Below are 22,236 nucleotides of genomic sequence, written 5' to 3'. Positions count from 1 at the left end.
TGTTTTTTCTCGTCATAATTGAATATTCATATAACAAGTTTACTGTGACAGAACTACTAAATGAATAATTTAATGTAAAATAAATCTTATTTTTTTCTTCCGATCTCAAAGATGTTGTCTTCTTAAAAAATACAGTTTAAATTACTTCCCCAACAAAAACAAGCGTAACACACTGATAAAAAGCCTAATTGAGCAATAGATGCCATTCTTCATGCAAACGTTTCTTTTAAATAATAAAAAGACAACACAGTCTTTTTTATTATCTCTTTGTTGGAATCATCAATATATCTTCCTAAACTTGTATCCGATAAACAGATCAAAATATCCTATTTAGCAATGAGTCAATTTCTTCAAAATAACAAAATGTCTTTGTGTATGTGTACAACATGTTGTATGTGTATGGAAAGTATTGTTATGCAAAAAGGAACAGCTTAAATTGACGAATTAGATATCAGAATATTCTCAAGAGCCTTTTTGCAACAGCAAAAAGGCTTTTTTTATTCGACAAAATGATCTCAACAACAGACTTAATCAATTCAAGAATATATTTTTCGCACAAGGATGAATATAAATTCAAATCATACAACAAACAGAACCAATTCAGCAACATGTTGTTGTATGTGTATGTTATGGAATCCACCCTAGCAGAATTCGTTATGTACCTAAATGAACATTACATATCGAGTCTTTCTGCTGCGCAGAAGGACTTTTTTTATTCTTGTAAGTCGATTAAAATGAAGGAAAAAACATACCGAAGTGTACTAAAAACCATTTCGTGGAGAACGATTGGAACCATTGATACCATCTTAATCTCCTATTTAGTGATTGGAGATTTAAAATGGGCCATGTCGATTGGAGGGGTTGAGTTGTTTACAAAAATGGGACTCTATTTTATCCATGAAAGAACATGGAATAAAATCCAATTAGGAAAAGAAAAAGAACATCCCATTGATTATCACATTTAAAAAGAGCAATCATGTCGAAACAGAAAAAACAATTTTTACCAATAGCCTTAGATATAACAGATAAAAAAATCTTAATTATTGGAGGCGATGAAGATGCCTATAAAAAACTTAAAATATTACAACGGAGCACAAATCTAATTGAGGTGATTGCTCCTCAAATCATTAGCTGGATTAAAAATTCAGGTGTTGTTTATCACGAGAAACAATACAGCAAGGAAGTGCTAAAAGATTATTTTTTAATCTACAGCTGTGTTGAAGATCCTGCTTTTGTAAGACAATTAATGCGAGACACAAAAGAAGCCGGGGTATTACTAAATGTACACGATCAACCAGATTTTTGTGAGTTCGTTTCCCCCGCCATTTACAAACATTCAAACATTAGTGTTGCTGTAAGTTCTAATGGTGAAGATGTTTACGAATCGATTCGCATGAGAAATCAACTGAAAGATTACTTTGAAAATTACCAGCTTCAAAAACAACTAATTGCTAACTAATAGTGGCATAACATTTTCTATAACTGAAAGAACATGGGAAAAGAATTTCAAATCAATCAAGAACAATTATCTCAGCTAAATAAGCTGATTCAAGATTTATCTGCCGAGCAATTGGTTTGGGTAAATGGATACCTATCGGGGATTATTAATGGAAAAAAGAATGCAATTGATGTTCCGATAATTTCCGATCAAAAATCTTCCGAAAGTATCACTATTTTATTTGGCACGCATACCGGACACAGCAAGGAAATAGCTATGGATCTTCACGATAGAGTTTTAGCACTGGGCTTCGATGCGAAGATACAAGGCCTTGACTTTTACACGAAAAATGATTTAAAAAAGGAAAAATACCTTTTCCTGATCGTAAGTACACATGGTGAAGGTGAAGCTCCTATTCAGGCTGAAGATTTGTACGAATATGTGCACGGCAAAAGAGCACCAAAACTACCCGATACCAAATATGCGGTACTTGCTTTGGGTGACAAAACCTACAAGAAGTATTGCCAGACAGGAATTGATTTCGATCTAGCTTTTACAAAATTAGGTGCGCAGGCAATTTTGCCGGTTCAAACCAGTGATGTTGCTTACGAAGAAGTCGCCGAACAATGGATCGAAAAAGTGACTGGTAAATTGAAGAGCTTGGTGCCGGAAGTTATTGCTTCAACCCAATCTGCAAGCGCTTCTGTGCCAAAGAAGAAATTTAACCGCGCCAATCCATACTATGCCGAAGTTTTGGAAAAAGTGAGAATCACAACGACTGATTCTGAAAAAGAAATTTACCATGTTGAAATCTCATTAGAAAATTCGGGCATTGAATATACAGCGGGAGACAGCATTGGTATTTTGCCCAATAATCCTATTGATTTGGTGGACTTGATAATTGACAAATTGGAAGATGATCCGGAACGAATAGTTACAATTGATGAGAAAGAAATCAGTTTATTTCGGGCCTTACAAAACAAGCTGGAGATCACTGTTTTGAACCGCGAGGTTCTTGAAAAGTACAAAGCCATAACTCAGAATAAGGATCTTGAACTGCTATTGAATAATGAGGATGAATTGGAAAACTATCTTCACGGAGCTGATGCATATGACTTATTGGAAGATTACCCTGGAGAAATTACCAGCGATCAATTTTTATCTACTCTTCGGGTTTTATATGCACGCCTCTACTCTATCTCTTCAGGTCCGAAAGCAAATCCTGAGGAAGTTCACATCACCATTGCTTCGGTAAGATACAATCGTAAAAAACGCGACAGAAACGGTGCTTGTTCCTCTTACATCACCGATGAAATTAATGTAGGCGATCATTTGCCCATTTACATTGATAAAAACGAGTCGTTCCGTTTGCCGGATGATGAAAACAAACCGCTGATTATGGTTGGCGCAGGAACCGGCGTGGCTCCTTACCGAAGCTTTTTGCAAGAACGGGAACAAAATAAGGCAAAAGGAAAAAGCTGGTTATTCTTTGGAAATCAACGGTTCAAAAAAGACTTTCTATATCAACTTGAGTGGCAGAAATTCCTTAAAAAAGGAATACTTCAAAAATTAGATGTTGCATTTTCAAGAGATCAGGAAGAAAAAGCTTACGTGCAGCACCGACTGAAGGAAAATGGGAAAGAAATATTTCAATGGCTCGAAAACGGTGCTCATTTTTACATCTGCGGAGACAAAAAATACATGGCCAAAGATGTTCAGACAAGCTTGCTGGAAATTATTCAGAAGGAAGGTGGAATAACTTCTGAAAAAGCAGAAGAATATCTAAAAAACCTGAAAAAAGAAAAGCGATTACTGCTCGATGTATATTAATCATTCTGAGTTAAAAATTATGAATTTTTACAACACAAAGCATTCAATTTCGATCTTACTCAACTCATAATTAAAAAACCTATGTCAGATAATATCAACTGGGCAGAATTGTCCGAAGTCGAAAAAATAAAAACCGAAAGCAACTATTTGCGCGGAACACTGGAGGCAAGTCTTGCCGATCCAATTACAGGAGCCATTGCTCTTGATGACAGACAAGTCTCTAAATTTCATGGCATTTACCAACAATTCGATCGGGATAACGAACGGGAAAGAAAGAAAACCAAACTGGAACCAGATTACTCCTTTTTAATTCGGGTGAGAGTGCCTGGCGGTGTTGTAAATGCAAAGCAATGGCTGCAAATCGATCAAATATCAGATGAATATGCCAACGGAACCATCAAATTAACCACCAGACAAGCATTTCAGTTTCATGGTGTTTTAAAAGGAAACCTAAAGCCAAGTATCCAATCCATAAACAAGGCATTGCTCGATACCATTGCAGCCTGTGGTGATGTAAACCGAAATGTAATGGCTAGTCCTCATCCGTATGCATCCGAAGTTTTCGATCAGGTACAGGAATTGGCTGGCAAAGTGAGCGATCATTTAACCCCAAGAACTCCGGCCTACTACGAAATCTGGCTAGACCAAAAGAAAGTGGCCGAAGGGAGTGCCGGCGAAGTAGAGCCTTTGTACGGACCTGTTTATCTGCCACGAAAGTTCAAAATTGGATTTACCACTCCTCCTTTTAACGATACAGATATTTTCACTCAGGATTTGGGATTTATTGCCATTGAAAACAATGGTGTTCTGGAAGGATTCAACATTGTTGTTGGCGGCGGAATGGGAACAACTTTTGGCGATGCGGAAACCTATCCCCGATTGGGAAATGTTCTGGGTTTTGCCTCGGCAGAGAATACTGTGGATGTTGCTGAAAAAGTAGTACTCTTGCAAAAGGAGTTGGGAAATAGAAAAGTGAGAAAGAATGCCCGTTTAAAATACACCATCGACAGAATTGGGGTTGATGCATTTAAAGAACTACTGAATGAGAAGCTTGGTTATTCATTAGAGCCTGAAAAAAGCTATGCTTTAGTACGCAACGGTGATAAATTCGGATGGCAAAAAGCCAAAGATGGCCTTTGGTATTTGGGTCTTTTTATTGAAGGCGGACGAGTAAAAGATGTTGAGCAGATCACCATAAAATCAGCTCTGCAGGAAATTGCAAGTTTGAATATTTCAGATTTCAGGTTAACGGGGAATCAAAACCTGATTCTAGGCAAGATTGAGGAAGAAAACAAAGGTAAAATCAGTCAGATTCTGAAAAAACACCAGCTTTTGCCTCAGACAATTTCCGGGACAAGAGCCAACTCTATTGCCTGTGTTGCTCTAAACACATGCAGTCTGGCTTTTGCTGAAGCAGAAAGATATCTTCCTTTCTTGATCGATAAAATTGATGACAGCCTTCAGGAATTTGGCTTAACCAAGGATGAAATTGTGATTCGAATGACAGGCTGTGCCAATGGTTGTGGAAGACCTTACGTAGCCGAAATAGGCTTTATCGGAAAAGCTCCAGGAAGGTACAATTTCTATTTGGGTGGAAATTTTAAGGGAACACGCCTGAACAACCTGTATCGCGAAAATGTGAACGAGATAGAAATACTGAATGAGCTTCGTCCGATTCTTAAAGATTATTCCGAAAACAGAACAAAAGGTGAAGAATTTGGTGATTTTGTGATCCGCAAACAATACATAGCAGAAATTGTGAATCCCAAGGATTTTAAGCATTAAACATAGGAAAGTCAAAAGGTCTTGAAAGGTCGAAAGTCTAGAAACCCCTAAATCCCCTAAAGGGGACTTTGAGAAGTCCTTTGTGTTCCCTTTGTGGTTAAAAATATCATTATATGAAAAAAGGAAAAATATGGATTGTTGGTGCCGGACCCGGTGCTGCCGATCTGCTCACAATAAAAGCTTTACGAAGCATTCAGAATGCAGATGTTATTTTATACGATGCCTTAATTACCGATGAAGTTCGTGCTCTGTTTCCCAACAAAGCGATTCTTATTGATGTAGGGAAGCGATCAGGCGATGGTAAAAATCCGGTATGCAGACAAGAATATATTCATGATCAGATGCTGATGTATTACTTGCTGGGCAGTGAGGTAGTGAGATTGAAATCAGGCGACCCAATGGTTTACGGCAGAGGTGTTGAGGAAATTCGTTTCCTGCTGGAAGCGGGTTTAGAGTTTGAACTGATTCCGGGAATCAGCGCTGCTATGGCCGCCTCCAGTGAGTTTTGGATTCCCCTTACTGAAAGAGGGAAATCATCGGGCATTCATTTTCATTCTGCCGTAAAAGTTGGTGGTGAAAAAAGTGCTTTAAACGAAATTGTCAGGGAAATTGAGAACGATGATACAGTTGTAATCTATATGGGGCTTGAACATTTAAAAGACATGGCTGATGAGCTTCACAAAAAATTATCGAAGGAAACCAATATCAATGTGGTATCGAAGGTTAGCTATACAGACAGTGATGTGATAAGCGGGAACACAAAATTTTTCAGCCAAATAAAAAACAGCGAATTGCCGGCTTCACCAGCAGTAATTGTATTGGGAAATCACACTCAAATTCCTGGAAGCAGAGAAGTCAGTTTAAGAGGCAAAGCAGCCGTTTCGAGTAGAATTAAAAACTTTATCAGACAACCATTTTTAAACCTGTTTTAAAAATTCAGATGAATATGTAATGCTGAACAAATAAATTCTGTGCAACACTCCACTCAATTTACTCGTCTTTTCTTCAAAATATCAAAAGCAGACTTTCTTATGAATTTCTGCTTTTTTTATTTAAGCTGTAACTTAATTCACGTTCACGGCGTCTTATATACTGATTAACATTTTCACTTAAAACACAAATACCTATGAAAAAAATTATCCAAAAGGCCTCCCTTCTAATTGTAGGTCTTACTTTTCTGCTTACAGGAAATACAAGTGCCCAATTTTGGGGCGAAAAAGGGAACGGTAATGTTCAAACACAAGATCGTGAAATTGGATCATTCTCTGCAATTTCGGCAAGTAGTGGATTGAACGTATATGTGACTCAGGGCGACAAAGAATCTTTACGTGTTGAAGCTGACGAAAATCTTATGGAATACATTATTACGCGTGTAAAAGGAAACGAACTGATTCTTAAAGTAGATGGTAATATCCGCAGGGCAACTAAAATGGATATTTACCTTACTCTGGTAAATGTTACCGAAATACACGTTTCAAGCGGAGCAGATTTCAAAACCAGAAACATGATAAACGCAGAGAAATTAGATATTTCGGTAAGCAGCGGCGCCGATGCCAAAATGGAATTAAATGCTAAAGAATTAAGCTGCAGTGTTAGCTCTGGTGCTGATGCCACACTAAGAGGAAAAGCTGATTTTTTTGCTGGTAAAGCAAGCAGTGGCAGCGATCTAAAAGCGAAAGAATTAATCGCAAAAGTTTGTAAAGCAAAAGCGTCAAGTGGTGGCGATGTTACTGTATATGCAGAAGAAGAAATTGAGGCCAGTGCTAGTTCCGGTGGTGATGTTAACTACTATGGAAATCCTGCAAAAATAAACGTAAGTGACTCGAGCGGTGGAGATGTTAATCGTCGTTAGAGCAATAAAGAGGCATTTCTTTTCGGGAATGCCTCTTTCAATTCTCACCTTTTTCTCTGCGATACTTTGTGTACTCTGTGGTCAAAATTTATTTTTATTTTTTCCACCACAGAGAGCACTGAGGGACACAGAGGTTTATGAATTATTTCTTCTTTTTCTTCTCCTCAACCTGTTTCAGATAATCACCTAATCCTTCAAAAGGCATATACGTTTTAGGAATGCCTAATTTTGCAGAAGGATCATTTGCCGATAAATCTACTTTCTTCCCACACTTTGGACAACTTACTGTATGATGATTTGTGATTTCTAAAATATTCACAATGATTTCACCCTTGCAATGCGGGCAATCAACAATTACTTCCTGATCGTTAAATTCCATAATTTCTCGTTTTCTGATTTTGTAAAAATGGTAGGAAATTTACTGTTCGCAATCTTTCATTGATAATTGAATTCTTTTTCGGGCAACATCAACCTCGGTAACTTTTACATTTACGTGCTGATGCAATTGAACTACATCGGCCGGATTGGACACGAACCGGTTTGCCAGCTGCGAGATATGAACCAAACCATCCTGTTTTACGCCAACATCAACAAAGGCGCCAAAATTGGTGATATTGGTTACAATTCCCGGCAACTCCATGCCCACTTCCAACTGCTCTACTTTATAAATTCCTTCTTTAAACTGGAATACCTTAATAATGGTTCGCGGATCGCGGCCCGGCTTTTCCAATTCCTCCATAATATCTTTCAGGGTAGGCAATCCGACCTCGCCGCTAACATATTTATTCAAGTCGATTTGCTTCCGCAATTCCTGATCGGCAATTAAATCGGCCACCGAACACTTTAGGTCTTTTGCCATTTGTTTTACAATGCCATAGGATTCGGGATGTACGGCTGAGTTATCCAATGGATTTTCAGAATTGGGAATACGAAGAAAACCTGCGCATTGCTCGAATGCCTTCGCGCCCATTCGTTTCACTTTGGATATCTCTTTGCGGGTATTGAAAGCTCCGTTTTCGGCACGGTAATCAACAATATTTTGAGCCAATTGCGGGCCCAAACCCGACACGTAGTTGAGCAAATGCTTACTGGCCGTGTTCAAATTAACACCCACCTTATTTACACAAGACTCTACCACCTGATCGAGACTTTGCTGCAATAAACTCTGGTCTACATCGTGCTGATATTGTCCAACACCTATCGATTTGGCTTCAATTTTCACCAACTCGGCCAATGGATCCATTAACCGGCGGCCAATGGAAACTGCACCACGCACGGTAACATCATATTCGGGAAACTCTTCGCGGGCTACTTTCGATGCTGAATAAATAGAAGCTCCGGCCTCGCTCACTACAAAAACCTGCACTTTTCGATCGTAATGAAGATTGGTTACAAAACGTTCTGTTTCTCTGCTGGCTGTTCCGTTACCAATAGCAATGGCCTGAATGTTATAAGTCTCGACCATGTTGGTCAGCTTTTTAGCCGCCATACTTCCCTGATTTTGCGGAGGATGCGGATAAATAGTTTCGTTGTGCAGTAAATTTCCCTGCGCATCCAAACAAACCACTTTACATCCACTTCGGTAACCCGGATCTAAAGCCAAAACACGTTTTTGTCCCAGTGGAGATGATAGAAGCAACTGTCTTAGATTCTCTGAAAACACCCGAATGGCTTCTTTATCGGCAGCTTCTTTCGAAGCATTTGCAAATTCTGTTTCCAATGATGATCCCAACAATCTTTTGTAGGCATCTTTTACTGCAAGTTCTACCTGCTGGGAAGCTGCAGTATTTCCTTTCACAAAAAGCCGGTTCAACCGATCCAATACTTCCTCCTCATCGGGAGCAATACTTACACGCAAAACTCCTTCGGCCTCGCCTCTTCGCAAAGCCAGTATTCTATGCGAGGCTACTTTTTTTAAAGGCTCTTCCGACTCAAAATAATCTTTGAATTTCTCTCCTTCTTCCTCTTTTCCTTTTACTACTTTAGAACGAATTACCGCCTGACGCTGAAATATGCTGCGAACCGAATTTCTGGCCACCTCATTTTCGTTTACCCACTCGGCAATTATATCCCGTGCCCCCTGCAAAGCTTCATCGGTGTTTGGCACTTCATCTGTCAAAAAATGCGATGCTCTGCTTTCCACATCACGTTCTTCCTGCTTCATTAAGATTTTTGCCAAGGGTTCCAGTCCCTTTTCCCTGGCCTTTACCGCCTTGGTTTTTCTCTTTTGCTTGTACGGCAGGTACAAATCTTCCAACTGATTTAGCTCTCCACAAGCCATAATGCGTTGCCTCAACTCATCGGTGAGCTTATCCTGCTTCTCAATGGAATCAAGAATGCTTTCGCGACGTTTATCCAGCTCCGTTAAACGGGCAATTTCGTCTTTTATATTGCCAATCTGCACCTCATCCAAACTACCCGTCATCTCTTTTCTATAACGGGAAATAAATGGCAAAGTGGCACCTTCGCTCAATAGCTGCAAGGTATTTTCAACCTGAAAAGCCTGCAACTGCAAGCTTTTCTTTATATGATCTATGTATTTTTTCATCTATTTTAGATATGAGATATTAGACCTGAGATTTGAGAGCACTCCTGCCTGTTAACTATTATTTCTTAGGTATCTTTTGCATTCGTTCCCCGAACGCTCTACACAATCTTCTAACGAGAGTCCGTTAAAATAATTGCCGGTTAGATAAACTCCTGCTTGTTCCGCCAATTTTTGAATTTCCTGAATTCGCTCTTTATGTCCCAAATCCAAAACCGGCAACCTGTGATTTGCCACAATTGTCTCTTCCAAATCAGATTCATCAACACCAAGCATTTCAGCCATTAAAGCCACTTGTTCTTCTTTTCGGATATTATTTTCTTCGAAATGAAAAGCAAATCCTCTTGATTCTTTGTGCTCCATTACATCTCTTGTCACCATCGAAAAACAAGACCCTTGCAAGGGAATAATAAAAGAAACCGGATCGAAGGACAATTTTTCCTTTGGCAGGACAACGGTTCTCGATAAAATATTTTTGGTTGTATATTCTTTCAGCTTAGCAGCCAAATCGGAATTAATCTCAGCAAGTAAACCTCCGGCAACCGATGGAGTTACAGCAAAAGCAATGTCTTTCGCGTTGAATTCCTCTCCTGATTCTGTTGTAACACTTACCTCATTCTTTTTTTGAACCGAAACCACTTTCTGCCCTGTAAGCAAAGTAATATTTTCTGTTTCGGCCAAAGCATTCATAAAACTCTGCATTCCCTTTTTAAGGATAAAGCTTTTAGGATGCCCTTTACTTTTTGTTTTCCTTCGTTTTAGGAAAAATTCTGCAGAAAAGTCATCAGCATTCTGAACAATTACTGCACTAAACATCCGGTTAAAAACCTTGTCGTAGTTCTTTTTACCAACAATATTCCCAAAATATTCCTTCACCGTTTTGCCATCTCGTTTCGAGAAAAACAATTTTGGCCCGGATGTTAACAATTCCCATTTACTTACCCCCGACATGATTTTCTCGTGCCGGTCGGTAAACACTTTCATTCCCACCTTGGCTCTTGGCTCAATACTTGGTTCCAATCCTGCAGACTGAATCAACGCAATCAAGTTTGTATAGGAAGCATAGAAAGTATGCGCTCCCATTTCCACCCAAAAATCATTTTTATCGTGGTAGTGAGTATTTAAACAACCGCCAATTCTATTATCACCTTCTAATACAAGAACTTGTTTTCCTTTTTGGGCAACTACTTGACAGGCGAGGCTTAATCCGCTGATACCGGCGCCCACAACAATCATGTCGTATACTTTAGAATGGTTCATGATTTGGGTTCGTTTACGTTTATTTCTTTTTGAAATTCTTTTTCTTGAAAAATTTCTTCTTCCCGCCTCCACTATATGACTTTGGATTGTACTCAGGAGCTTCTCCTAATTCTTCGGGCACAGGAATTTTATAAACTGAGGATTCAATCAAATCTTCAATCTTTTTAAAATCGTTTTGATCTTTGGGAGTAATTAATGTAATTGCAACACCTTCGGTTTCGGCTCTTGCTGTCCGGCCAACTCTATGCACATAATCTTCCGCATCATGAGGCACATCAAAATTAATCACCAAGTCGATTGAATCGATATCGATTCCCCGGGCAATTATATCTGTGGCCACCAAAATCTGATACTTTCTGTTTTTGAAATCACGAAGAACATCTTCCCGTTCCTTTTGCTCCAAATCAGATTGAATCCCTGCGGCTTTAAATTTATGCTTTATTAGATCTTTGGTAATTGCTTTTACATTCAACTTTGTAGCAGAAAAAATAATAATACTCTTAATATCCTTGTCTCTCAACAAATGATTTATCAAAGGTATTTTTTGCTCAGGATAAAGCATGTATGCCGCTTGTAAAACTCCTTCGGCCGGTTTAGAAATCGCAATATTAATGCTCTCAGGATTATTCATCATAGTTCCTGCCAATTCGCGAATTTTTGATGGCATAGTAGCCGAAAACATTAAATTCTGACGCTCTTTCGGCAAATGACCAATGATTTGCATTAAATCGTCAAAGAACCCCATATCGAGCATTCTATCCGCCTCATCTAAAATTAAATGCTTTAATTTAGATGTGTTTACATAGCCCAGACTCAAATGAGAAATCATTCGGCCGGGAGTGGCGATTACAATATCAGCGCCTTCCATTAATCCCTTTTTCTGCTGATCCCAAACTGAAGAGTCTCCACCTCCATAAACCGAAAGCGATGTAATCGATACGAAATAGCCAAAACCTTCCATTTGCTGATCAATTTGCATCGCCAGTTCACGGGTTGGCACTAAAATTAAAGTGCTAAAACCATCAATTTTATTCTTTTGTATTTTATCCATTATTGGCAGCAAATAGGCTGCGGTTTTTCCGGTACCTGTCTGTGCACAACAAATTAAATCCTTATTGTCGATGATTTGCGGTATAGCAAGTTCCTGAACAGGAGAAGGAGTTTCGAACCCCATGGCTGCAAGCCCGTCCATTAATTCAGGTGTAAAGTTAAATTCTGAAAACTTCAATTTTTTTCGATTTACTTATTGATTACTGGATTTTCAAATTTGAAAACCAACTAAATATCAAGCGACAGGGAAGATACAAAAAACTGATAATTCTGTTACTAATTCCTCTGTGAAAATATTTATACTACTCTACATATAAAACCAGTCCTTTCAGGTACTCTCCCTCTGGATGGTATATATTTACAGGGTGATCTGCCGGTTGTGTTAACTGATGAAGAATCCGAACCGTTCTTCCGGCACTCGCAGCCGCAGCAAAAATGGCTTTTCTAAAATCCTCCTTACTTACCGCCTGCGAACAAGAAAAAGTAAATAGGATTCCACCACTCCTTATCTGTTCGAAACCTATTGTATTTAATCGTTTGTATCCTTTTAAAGCATTCGCGAGCACATTTTTGTGTTTGGCAAAAGCAGGCGGATCCAGTACAATTAAATCGTATTTTCCTGCTGATCGATCCAAATATTTGAATGCATCCTCCGAAAATGCCTCATGACGGGAATCTCCGGGGAAATTTAATTCAACATTTTCTTTTGTAATCTCAATAGCCCGTGCCGAACTGTCTACAGAATGCACCAAGTCTGCACCACCACGCATTGCATAAAAGGAGAACCCTCCGGTATAGCAAAACATATTCAGCACCGATCGTCCTTTCGAGTATTGCTCCAAAAGACTTCTATTCTCGCGCTGATCAATGAAGAATCCTGTTTTTTGTCCTTTTAACCAATCAACATTGAATTTTAATCCATTCTCTAAAGCAACAAACGAATCTGTATTTCCATACAAATATTCATTCTTTGGTTCAATTCCTGATTTAAAAGGAATTGTTCCTTCCGATTTATCGTAAACAGCTTTTAAATCATCACCCAAAACGGCTAATAACGCTTTCGCAATTTCTTCGCGATGCAAATACATCCCAACCGAATGACATTGAATTACAGCAGTTCCTGCATAAAAATCGATGATTAATCCAGATAACCCATCTCCCTCGCCATGCACCAAACGACAAACATTATTATCTGCAGTTCCATACAAACCAATTGCTTTTCTCATTTTGCAGGCCGATTCGAATTTTCCCACCCAAAAATCAAGATTGATCTCTACTTTTTCGAAGGAAATAATTCTCACCACAATTGATCCAATGGCAATATGCCCGATCCCTAAAAACTCTTCTCTTGCCGAATAAACAGCAACCAAATCTCCTTCTTCCAGCCCTTCGTCCACTCTACTTACCGCTCCCGAAAAAATCCAGGGATGAAATCGTTTAATAGAATGTTCTTTCCCTTGCTTAAGGATAACTTTTGGATAATTTATCATTTTGGAAATTTCTTTTCTTTTTGAACAGAGAGAAATCTAATCGGAAAAATAATTTTCCCCGCCGATTCTCTCTTTAAAAATAACAATTCAAACTTTTATAATTCAGGACAGATACTAAATGAAGAATTCTCTTAATTAAAGTTTTGTTTACTATGCTATTGAAGCCTTTAATTTTTCGAATATTTTAAGGGATACCCAAGCATCGGTAGCTGCATATTTTAATTGTCCGGAACTTAGCTCTTCAGCTTCCCAGTTGGAAACCTGCTGGCGCTTCGAGATTCTGAAATTAAGAACAATAGCTGACAGCTTTTTCAGAGAATAACTTTCAATCCCAAATTTTGAGACATATTCCTGCAACTCAAGAAAACCGTTGGCATCAAAATCATTCAATTTTTGCAATCCCCGAATATCATCTTTTATTGCTGCCCCAACTTTCATAATTTTTGGATCAGCAAGAAGATCAAGCAATTGCTCAGGCAATCCTATTTTATTTATCCTGAAAAGGAAAGTCTTGGAATTAGCCGCCAACTGCAGCAAAGCTACATCGTTGACTCTTCCCTTTTTAAATGACGGTCGCGTTTCTGTATCGAATCCCAAAATTGGAAATTTTTTCAAATACTGAACAGCATTATCCAATTCCAAGTCTTGATCGACCAGAACAATTTCACCATCAAAGCCCTGCAATGGCAATTCGTTTACTTCTTCCTTTGTAATTGATTTTTGAAATGGTAACATCTATTACTCTTTTTCTAAGGAAAACATGAATTTATTTTCCCATCTATTGATCCTCTTCTCCCCATTCTCTTTTCCTCTGCGAAAAGATTGAGTTACTTAAGTCGATATTATCTAATTTGGAGCGATCAGAATCTTCAATCTCCTCATCAAGATTTTCGTTTTTTGCCATCAAATTATGAATTGACCGCAATGAATTTACTAAATTCTGTCCCCAATGTTGATAGAAACTATTATTTAGATCCCACAATGCCTCGTTCATCACATCCATTGTGCCAATTCTGTAGGAGGTAAGAAAATCTTTTACATCCTGATAAATATCGGCAAAATTTTCTGATATAGAAGCAATAACTGGTGTTTCACTATATTCCATATCTTCTTCGAACACTTCAAGATACTGATCGTGAGCTCCCATTTTTGACTGAACCGAAGAATGAATAAATTCCCAATCCGACTCAGAAACAAATTTTTCAATCTCTTCCTCTAAGTCTGTTTCATTTTTAGGCAGCAAACATGCCTTAAGGTAAAGCAAAGGCAATAACTTCTGAGCTGTTTCAATAAATTCAATCTTTGATATCTTGGCACAGTTTTCCAACAGCAAACAAAACTCATTGGCAACTGCTACAAACTCGATAACATTTTTTGAATAAACAATATGGTCAAACTGATCTTTCATCTTCTATCTAATACTATAAGCATGCAAAAATAACAAGATTTTACGAATATTTGGCAGAATAGTAATATACTACTGCTTATAAAAGAATAAAAACAAGAGTTAAAAGGAGATATAACGAACACGATTGCCATCTAAGGACTCAAGCTCTTCATTGTCTTTCAAAAAACGAATCACCTCCAAAACAGATTCTTCCGAGTATTTCGATACTTTAATAATCTCATCAACACATAAAGTTTCCTTGCCCAATGTGGCGCAAATTTCATTACAAATCTTAGCAAACTCGTCCTTGCTTAAGTCATTTCCTTCCGCCTCTTTGCAAATATCACACTGCCCGCATTCAGGAGCATATTTTTGTCCGAAATACTCCAACAAATATTTCGACCGACAAATGGTTGTTGTTTCAGCGTAATTAATTACTGCATTAATTTTCTGAGATAAATTTTCCTTCCGATCCTGATAAACTTCTTTCGTAAACTTTATAAAATTAAGCGGTAACCGTTCCTGTGTATAAATAATGAACGGTGTCTTTTTTCTGGGAATGTATTGAATCACCTTGTATTTCGATAATTCTTTCAAATAAGAAATGATCAACTCCTTGGAAGTTTTTATCCGTTTTGCCAGCAAATCTATATTAACTGGAACAAAATCGGTAAATAAACCGGTAAAAGACCGAAGAAGAACTTTTATAAACGCATCAAAATCTTTATTGGCCACCTGAAATTTATACAAATCATCTCTTTCAATTCGAAAATGTATTCTCGATTCGTGTTCCAAATCATCTGTAAGCTCTAAATATCCAGCTCTTTGCAAAACCTTTAAACTATTAAAAGCCTGAAGCACATTAAATTTAAAATTATGGCAAAACAAAGCTAAATCGAAATCGAAAACTGCATCCTTTCCTGCCCCCTCGGCAACCTGCAAAAAGTTCCCCACCGATTGATATACTCTTTTGATCGTATCTTTTTCAGGAAAAGAAGTAGAAATCCGTTTCAACAATTGTACTCTGTCAGGCTTCGAATACAGCAATACAGCAAAGGCTTTTTTCCCATCGCGACCGGCACGACCCGCCTCCTGAAAATAAGCCTCCAGCGAATCAGGCAAATCCATATGTACCACTGTCCGCACATCCGCTTTGTCAATACCCATTCCGAAAGCATTGGTCGCAACCATAACCTGAAAAATGCCCCTTTTCCATCTGTCCTGACGGAAATCCTTCACCTCATTTGATAAGCCGGCATGATAATATTCCGCCCTAATATTGTTTGTTTTTAAAAAATCGGCTAATTCCTTACTCCTTTTTCTGCTTCGAACATATACAACCGAACTCCCCCTCTGCTTGCTGAATATTTTAAGCAGATATCTCTTTTTATCTTCAACCTCCCTAACCAGATAAATTAAATTCTTACGTTCAAAACTCTTTCGAAAAACGTTCTTCTCCTTAAATCCCAGTTTATCCTGAATATCATTAACTACATCAGGGGTTGCCGTGGCTGTTAAAGCCAAAACCGGCACTTCGGGAAGCAACTCCCGCAAGTGTGTGATTTTTAAGTAAGCAGGCCGAAAATCATAACCCCATTGCGATATACAATGCGATTCATCAACAGCAATCAGGCAAACATTCATCTGCCTTAATTTTATTTGAAATAAATCTGAACCTATCCGCTCGGGCGAGATATACAGAAACTTAATATTTCCGAATAAACATTTATCCAGAATAATTTCAATTTCTTTATGTGTCAATCCTGAATACAGAAGTTCAGCCTTAATGCCTTTGTCTTTTAGGTTTTGCACCTGATCTTTCATTAGAGCTACCAGAGGAGAAACAACAAGGCATATCCCTTCCATTGCCAATGCCGGAATCTGAAAAGTTAATGACTTCCCTCCTCCTGTTGGCATTAAACCAAGCGTATCCTTCCCCTCTGCAACAGATTTAATAATCTCATCCTGCAAAGGTCGGAAACCTACATAGCCCCAATATTTTTTTAGAATCCCATTAAAACGATCCATTGAACTGAATTACAAGTAATTTGATTAAAAAAACATGATTTTGAAAGATAAATAACAAATTAAAAATAGTAACTTTTGAAATGAATCAACTAATTAACACTTTTTAGAATTCAGAACAATCTCTGTTCCACTATTTTTTTGTAATTTCGCATGCAATTTAAATCTAAAATTATTGCATAATGTCATTTGTTTCTGATAAAATTATTTCTGACGGCCTGACTTTTGATGATGTACTTTTAGTTCCTGCATACTCGGAAGTATTACCTAGAGATGTAAATCTAAAAACCCGTTTCACCCGTAACATTACTCTGAACACTCCAATTGTATCAGCTGCAATGGATACTGTAACCGAATCGGCTTTAGCCATCTCTATTGCCCGTGAAGGTGGGATTGGCGTTATCCACAAAAACATGAGTATTCAATCTCAGGCCAAACAAGTTATGACTGTAAAGAGAGCAGAAAATGGGATGATTTATGATCCTATTACTATTGCTTCCTACAAAACAGTTAAAGATGCATTGGTATTAATGAAAGAATTTAAAATTGGTGGTATTCCTGTTGTTGAATCAGACAAATCATTAAAAGGTATTGTAACCAATCGTGATCTTCGTTTCGAGTTGGATATGGATCGCCCTATTTCTGAAATAATGACCAAAGAAAATCTGGTGACGACTTCGGTTTCAACCGACCTCGAAAAGGCAGCAGCAATTCTTCAGGCCTATAAAATTGAAAAATTACCAGTAATTGATTCCGACAATAAATTAATTGGTCTGGTTACTTATAAAGATATCACCAAAGCAAAAGACAAGCCTTTGGCATGTAAAGATGAAAAAGGGAGACTGAGAGTAGCCGCTGCTGTAGGTGTTTCCGGCGATACTCTCGACAGAATTGAAGCATTGGTGCATGCAAATGCCGATGCAATTATTATCGATACAGCTCACGGACACACAAAAGGTGTAGCCGATCTGCTTAAAATTGCGAAAAAAAGATTTCCCGACATGCAGTTTGTTGTTGGAAACATTGCAACTCCTGAAGCCGCTTTATTTTTAGTTGAAGCAGGTGCTGATGCTGTAAAAGTTGGGATTGGTCCTGGTTCTATTTGCACCACACGTGTAATTGCAGGTGTTGGTGTTCCTCAGCTTACCGCGATTTATGAAATTGCAAAAGCCCTTGAAGGAACAGGTGTTCCTGTTATTGCAGATGGTGGTTTACGTTACTCCGGTGATATTGTAAAAGCAATTGCTGCCGGTGCAGATTCAATTATGGCAGGTTCTTTATTTGCAGGTGTTGAAGAATCTCCGGGAGAAACGATCATTTACAATGGTCGTAAATTTAAATCGTACCGAGGTATGGGATCCATTGAAGCCATGCAGCAAGGATCAAAAGACCGTTACTTTCAGGATGCTGAAGATGATATTAAAAAATTAGTTCCGGAAGGAATTGTAGCCCGTGTACCTTATAAAGGAACTCTTTATGAAGTTATCTATCAATTGGTAGGCGGACTAAGAGCCGGAATGGGTTATTGTGGTGCTCCTAATATCGAAGCACTTCACAATGCTAAATTTGTAAAAATAACTGCTTCGGGAATGGCAGAAAGTCATCCTCATGATGTTGCAATTACCCGTGAAGCTCCAAATTACAGCAGATAGTCATATCTGATATTTCATGATAGCCTGTCGCGTACAGGTTATCATTTTTTTTTGCGGTTCAATGATCACATTAAATCTGCTAAATGAAGAGAGTATTCTTTTATCTATCAATAATGCTGTGTTGCCAAATGGCAAGCTTTGGACAATCACATCCAACAGATACTCTTTTTACAATAAACAATATTCCTTTCTCTTCTCAGGAGTTTAAAGAATTATACCAGGCAAACCATCAGTTATCTATAAAAGAAGCTCTGAATCTTTACATCCTGTTTCAAATTAAATTAGCCGAGGCAAAAAGGTTAAGGATTGATACACTTCCCGAAGTAAAACACGAGTTACAAATCAGCAGAGACGTTGCCCTTAACTCGTTTCTTTATCCTACAGTTATAACCGAAGAAAAAATTCAGGAAGCTTTCAACCGGATCCAACACTTTCTTAAAGCGAGACATATTTTAGTGAAAATCAGCAAACTAGATAACGACACACTTGTCGCTTATCAGAAAGCACAGGAGGTTTATCAGGATCTGCTACAAGGAAAATCATTTAAAAAAACAGCACGAAAAAATTCGGATGATCAATCTGTAAAAGAAAACAATGGAGAATTAGGTTATTTTACCGCGTTTGACATGGAATACCGGTTTGAATCTGCTGCTTACAAATTGAAGGTCGGCGAATTTTCGAAACCCGTAAGAACACAATTTGGATACCATATAATTCAAATTCTGGAAAAAATACCAAATCCTGGAAAAGTAAAAATCAGACACATACTACTCGAGTATCAACCTGAAAATGAATCGGAAATAAAACAAAAAATTGATTCGCTTTATACAATACTTATGGAAGGTGCTGATTTCGCACAATTAGCAAAAGATTATTCCGAAGATAAAAGATCAGCTCCATCAGGAGGCATTCTTCCTTGGTTCGGATTATTTGAAACACACCCGAAAATTGAAAAAACAGCATTTCAATTAAAAGAAATTGGAGAAATATCGAAACCCGTTAAAACCAATTTCGGATATCATATTTTACAATTAACCGATAAAAAAAACTACTCTTCATTAGACGATTGCAGAGAAGAAATTCAACGACTAATTGCATCAGATAGTCGTTCAAAACTAAGTACTGAAGAATTGATTGCTAAAATCAAAAAAGACTATCAATTTAAAGAAAACAGAGAGCTTCTTTCTAATTTTTATTCCATTTTAGATTATGCCTATGCTGATTTATGGGAGCCACTTTTCACAATAGACGGAAAGAAATATACCCAGGAAGATTTTGCAAATTATCTTAGCCAGCAGGCATCTAAGGATATTTATGAAAATTTTATAGAATACATCAACCGAATTTACGATAATTTCTCAAACAATAGTATCTTAGCCTTTTACAAAAATCAGTTACTTGAGAGCAATACCGATCTCATAAATCTGATTCAAAATTATGAAAACAGAGTGTTGGTTTTGGGCATTACAAAACAAAAAGTTTGGTTGCCGGCAAAACAAAATAATAAAGGTTTGATGGAATTCTATCAAAACCAAATAAATAGGTACAACAACAATGTTGATTTTGAAAGTATTAAACAAGAGGTCACTTCTGATTACAAAATGTATTTAAAAGAAGTTTGGGAAGATCAATTGCGAAACAATTACAAAATTGAAATCTCACAATCAACATTAAACAAAATTGTTCAACAACAAAATGACTAAATATTCCTTACTGTTACTACTTTTTGTAATTCTTTATTCATGCAACTCGAATAAAAGTGAAAACGATAAGCCAGTAGCAAAAGTAAACGACAACATTCTTTATTTAAGTACAGTTAAAGAGGTAATTCCAAATGGCATCAGCAAGGATGACAGCCTTCTTATTGCCCAAAACTACACACATCAGTGGATAAAAAAACAACTTATCATATCAAAAGCAGAACTCAATCTGTCTGAGGAAGACAAAGATGTTAGTAAAATGGTTGAAGACTACAGATCGTCACTAATAATTCACAAATACCAACAACAATTAATAGAACAGAAAATTGACACCCTGATTAGTCAATTCGAAATCGAAAATTATTATAGAAGTTATTCGGCTAACTTCATTTTAAACCGAAACATTCTTAAAGCATTATATATAAAAATACCTATTCCGGTCCCTAATCTTTCAAAAATTCAAAAGCTTTACAAATCGGAAAAAGAAGACGATTGGGCTGAATTGGAGGACTACTGTTTTCAGAATGCGACAAAATTTGATAATTTTAGCGATCGTTGGATTTATGCTCAAGAACTTTTGGATAAACTTCCAGGTAATATAAATGATGAAGTTAAATTTCTGAAGCGCACAAAATACTATGAAACAAGCGATTCAACACATCATTACTTTGTGAAAATTCAGGAATTTGAACTAAAAGACAATCTTGCTCCTTTGCCTTTTGTTAAGGAAGACATTAAAAAAATATTATTAAACAAACGTAAAATTCAGTTTATTAAAAATTTGGAAGAGAACATTTACAGAGATGCTGAATCCAAAAACAAATTCAAAATTTATTAATCCATAAAATATGCATAACATTTTCAAGAAGTTCAATACTCTTTTAGCCTTGATTTTAATTGGCGTTTTTTCTGCCAATGCTCAAGATAATGTGGTAGATAAAGTAATTGCTGTTGTTGGGAATCAAGTGGTTCTAAAATCGGATGTAGAAAACAGATTTTTAAGCATGCAGGCTCAGGGATACACTTCCGGGAGTGTTGATTTAAAGACTGAAATATTTGAAGATCTTTTGATTCAACAACTGATGATTGCCCAGGCGCAAGTTGATAGTATCGAGGTAACAGACCAGGAAGTTGAAGATCAGTTGGAACGTAAGATGGAAATGTATATTCAACGCATTGGATCGAAAGAAAAACTGGAACAATATTTCAACAAAAGTATTGTTGATATGAAAAACGATCTTCGTGATGACACCCGCGACGAACGTATCAAAGAAAAAATGCAGGCTGAAATCACAAAAGACATACATATTACTCCTGCCGAAGTTCGGGAATTTTACAATTCAATTCCTCAGGATAGTTTGCCAACTATTCCAGGAGAACTTCAAATTCAGCAACTTGTAAAATACCCCCAGATTTCGGATAATGAAAAAGACAGAATCAGAACCAAGTTAAGAGGATATCGGGAAAGAGTGCTAAACGGCGATAGCTTTGCAACACTTGCAGTTCTTTATTCAGAAGATCCGGGAAGTGCGCAAAAAGGTGGAGAACTTGGTTATACACCCAGATCTTCATTAGTTCCGGAATTTGCAAATGTGGCTTTTAACTTAAAAACAGATAAAGTTTCGAAAATTGTTGAGACTGAATATGGATTTCATATTATTCAACTAATTGACAGAAAAGGAGAACGTATTAATGTTCGTCATATTCTTCTAAAACCTAAAATTGAAGAGGAAAAAAGAACCGCCGCTATCAATAAGCTGGATAGTATTGCCAATTTAATTCGTGAGGACAAAATGGATTTTGATGAGGCGGCTTTTTATTTCTCAGATGATAAAGACACCAGAAATAACGGGGGATTACTTGTAAATCCTTATACCGGAGCCTCTAAATTCGAAAGGGATAATTTACCTCCGGCTGTATCTAAAACTGTAAACGATCTTAAACTAAATGAAATATCCTCAGCTTTTCTGGATGTTACAGGCGGCAAGGAAGCTTATAAGGTGATTAAAATAAAATCGGAAACAAAAGCACATAAAGCAAATCTATCTGACGATTGGAGCATATTTGAAAACATGCTGACCAACCAGAAGCAACAAAAAATTCTGAACAAATGGATTTCTGAAAAACAAGAAAAGACCTATGTTCATGTTGATGACACCTATAAAAATGCTAAATTCCGATTCAAAGGCTGGATAAAGTAAATAAAATACCGATACAATTCT

At 37.4% G+C, this 22,236-nt stretch carries 18 protein-coding genes; 10 read left to right on the top strand and 8 right to left on the bottom strand.

The features are described from left to right. Positions 1-734: 734 nt before the first annotated feature. The 6 genes from ACY0M5_RS07350 (at position 735) to ACY0M5_RS07325 (ending at position 6,905) form a co-directional block, all read left to right on the top strand. On the top strand, positions 735-965 hold the full coding sequence (locus ACY0M5_RS07350) for a DUF2061 domain-containing protein (protein ID WP_101310171.1): 231 nt from the start codon (positions 735-737) through the stop codon (positions 963-965). Between the two features lie 11 nt (positions 966-976). Continuing rightward, on the top strand, positions 977-1,459 hold the full coding sequence (locus ACY0M5_RS07345) for a precorrin-2 dehydrogenase/sirohydrochlorin ferrochelatase family protein (protein WP_101310162.1): 483 nt from the start codon (positions 977-979) through the stop codon (positions 1,457-1,459). A 33-nt stretch (positions 1,460-1,492) separates the two neighbouring features. Beyond that, positions 1,493-3,268, top strand: coding sequence for an assimilatory sulfite reductase (NADPH) flavoprotein subunit (locus tag ACY0M5_RS07340; RefSeq protein ID WP_461631303.1), 1,776 nt, complete (start codon positions 1,493-1,495; stop codon positions 3,266-3,268). 81 nt (positions 3,269-3,349) lie between these two features. Next, entirely contained in the window at positions 3,350-5,053 is a 1,704-nt protein-coding gene (locus ACY0M5_RS07335) for an NADPH-dependent assimilatory sulfite reductase hemoprotein subunit (protein ID WP_461631302.1), read from the top strand. Between the two features lie 113 nt (positions 5,054-5,166). Beyond that, on the top strand, positions 5,167-5,985 hold the full coding sequence (cobA, locus tag ACY0M5_RS07330) for a uroporphyrinogen-III C-methyltransferase (protein WP_461631301.1): 819 nt from the start codon (positions 5,167-5,169) through the stop codon (positions 5,983-5,985). A 194-nt stretch (positions 5,986-6,179) separates the two neighbouring features. After that, a complete protein-coding gene (locus ACY0M5_RS07325) occupies positions 6,180-6,905 on the top strand; it encodes a head GIN domain-containing protein (protein WP_461631300.1) in 726 nt (241 codons plus the stop codon). Between the two features lie 142 nt (positions 6,906-7,047). Here ACY0M5_RS07325 and ACY0M5_RS07320 read toward each other — a convergent pair whose 3' ends face one another. From ACY0M5_RS07320 to ACY0M5_RS07285, 8 genes are all read right to left on the bottom strand, one after another. Beyond that, complete coding sequence (locus tag ACY0M5_RS07320) at positions 7,048-7,284, bottom strand: hypothetical protein (RefSeq protein ID WP_124992192.1); 237 nt, start codon at positions 7,282-7,284, stop codon at positions 7,048-7,050. 39 nt (positions 7,285-7,323) lie between these two features. Beyond that, on the bottom strand, positions 7,324-9,453 hold the full coding sequence (locus ACY0M5_RS07315) for a Tex family protein (RefSeq protein WP_461631299.1): 2,130 nt from the start codon (positions 9,451-9,453) through the stop codon (positions 7,324-7,326). Positions 9,454-9,504: 51 nt separating this feature from the next. Further along, positions 9,505-10,710, bottom strand: a complete 1,206-nt coding sequence (locus tag ACY0M5_RS07310; protein ID WP_461631298.1) for a protoporphyrinogen/coproporphyrinogen oxidase — start codon at positions 10,708-10,710, stop codon at positions 9,505-9,507. A 19-nt stretch (positions 10,711-10,729) separates the two neighbouring features. Next, the gene (locus tag ACY0M5_RS07305; RefSeq protein ID WP_461631297.1) at positions 10,730-11,938 is read right to left on the bottom strand and encodes a DEAD/DEAH box helicase; all 1,209 of its coding nucleotides are present in this window, start codon (positions 11,936-11,938) and stop codon (positions 10,730-10,732) included. Positions 11,939-12,062: 124 nt separating this feature from the next. Next, positions 12,063-13,250 carry a class I SAM-dependent rRNA methyltransferase gene (locus tag ACY0M5_RS07300; RefSeq protein WP_124992196.1) on the bottom strand — a complete coding sequence of 396 codons (1,188 nt, stop codon included), beginning with the start codon at positions 13,248-13,250 and terminating at the stop codon, positions 12,063-12,065. A 150-nt stretch (positions 13,251-13,400) separates the two neighbouring features. Next, positions 13,401-13,985 (bottom strand): 3'-5' exonuclease, encoded by a 585-nt coding sequence (locus ACY0M5_RS07295; RefSeq protein ID WP_461631296.1) that lies wholly within the window; start codon positions 13,983-13,985, stop codon positions 13,401-13,403. Between the two features lie 43 nt (positions 13,986-14,028). After that, positions 14,029-14,658 carry a DUF5063 domain-containing protein gene (locus ACY0M5_RS07290; RefSeq protein WP_124992198.1) on the bottom strand — a complete coding sequence of 210 codons (630 nt, stop codon included), beginning with the start codon at positions 14,656-14,658 and terminating at the stop codon, positions 14,029-14,031. A gap of 99 nt (positions 14,659-14,757) precedes the next feature. After that, positions 14,758-16,665, bottom strand: a complete 1,908-nt coding sequence (locus tag ACY0M5_RS07285) for a RecQ family ATP-dependent DNA helicase (RefSeq protein WP_461631295.1) — start codon at positions 16,663-16,665, stop codon at positions 14,758-14,760. A gap of 179 nt (positions 16,666-16,844) precedes the next feature. Between ACY0M5_RS07285 and guaB the strand changes: the two genes are divergently transcribed. From guaB to ACY0M5_RS07265, 4 genes are all read left to right on the top strand, one after another. Then, complete coding sequence (gene guaB, locus ACY0M5_RS07280) at positions 16,845-18,314, top strand: IMP dehydrogenase (protein ID WP_461631294.1); 1,470 nt, start codon at positions 16,845-16,847, stop codon at positions 18,312-18,314. Positions 18,315-18,397: 83 nt separating this feature from the next. Further along, positions 18,398-20,017, top strand: coding sequence for a peptidylprolyl isomerase (locus ACY0M5_RS07275; RefSeq protein ID WP_461631293.1), 1,620 nt, complete (start codon positions 18,398-18,400; stop codon positions 20,015-20,017). Continuing rightward, a complete protein-coding gene (locus ACY0M5_RS07270; RefSeq protein WP_124992202.1) occupies positions 20,010-20,852 on the top strand; it encodes a peptidyl-prolyl cis-trans isomerase in 843 nt (280 codons plus the stop codon). Before ACY0M5_RS07275 ends, ACY0M5_RS07270 begins: the two co-directional genes overlap by 8 nt. Positions 20,853-20,862: 10 nt before the next feature. Beyond that, positions 20,863-22,215, top strand: a complete 1,353-nt coding sequence (locus ACY0M5_RS07265; protein ID WP_124992203.1) for a peptidylprolyl isomerase — start codon at positions 20,863-20,865, stop codon at positions 22,213-22,215. Positions 22,216-22,236 lie beyond the last annotated feature (21 nt).

This window comes from Labilibaculum euxinicum (assembly GCF_963678175.1).
In the GTDB taxonomy this organism is placed as follows: domain Bacteria; phylum Bacteroidota; class Bacteroidia; order Bacteroidales; family Marinifilaceae; genus Labilibaculum; species Labilibaculum euxinus.
Note: the sequence above shows the minus strand (reverse complement) of the source record. Positions and strands in the feature narration are given on the sequence as shown.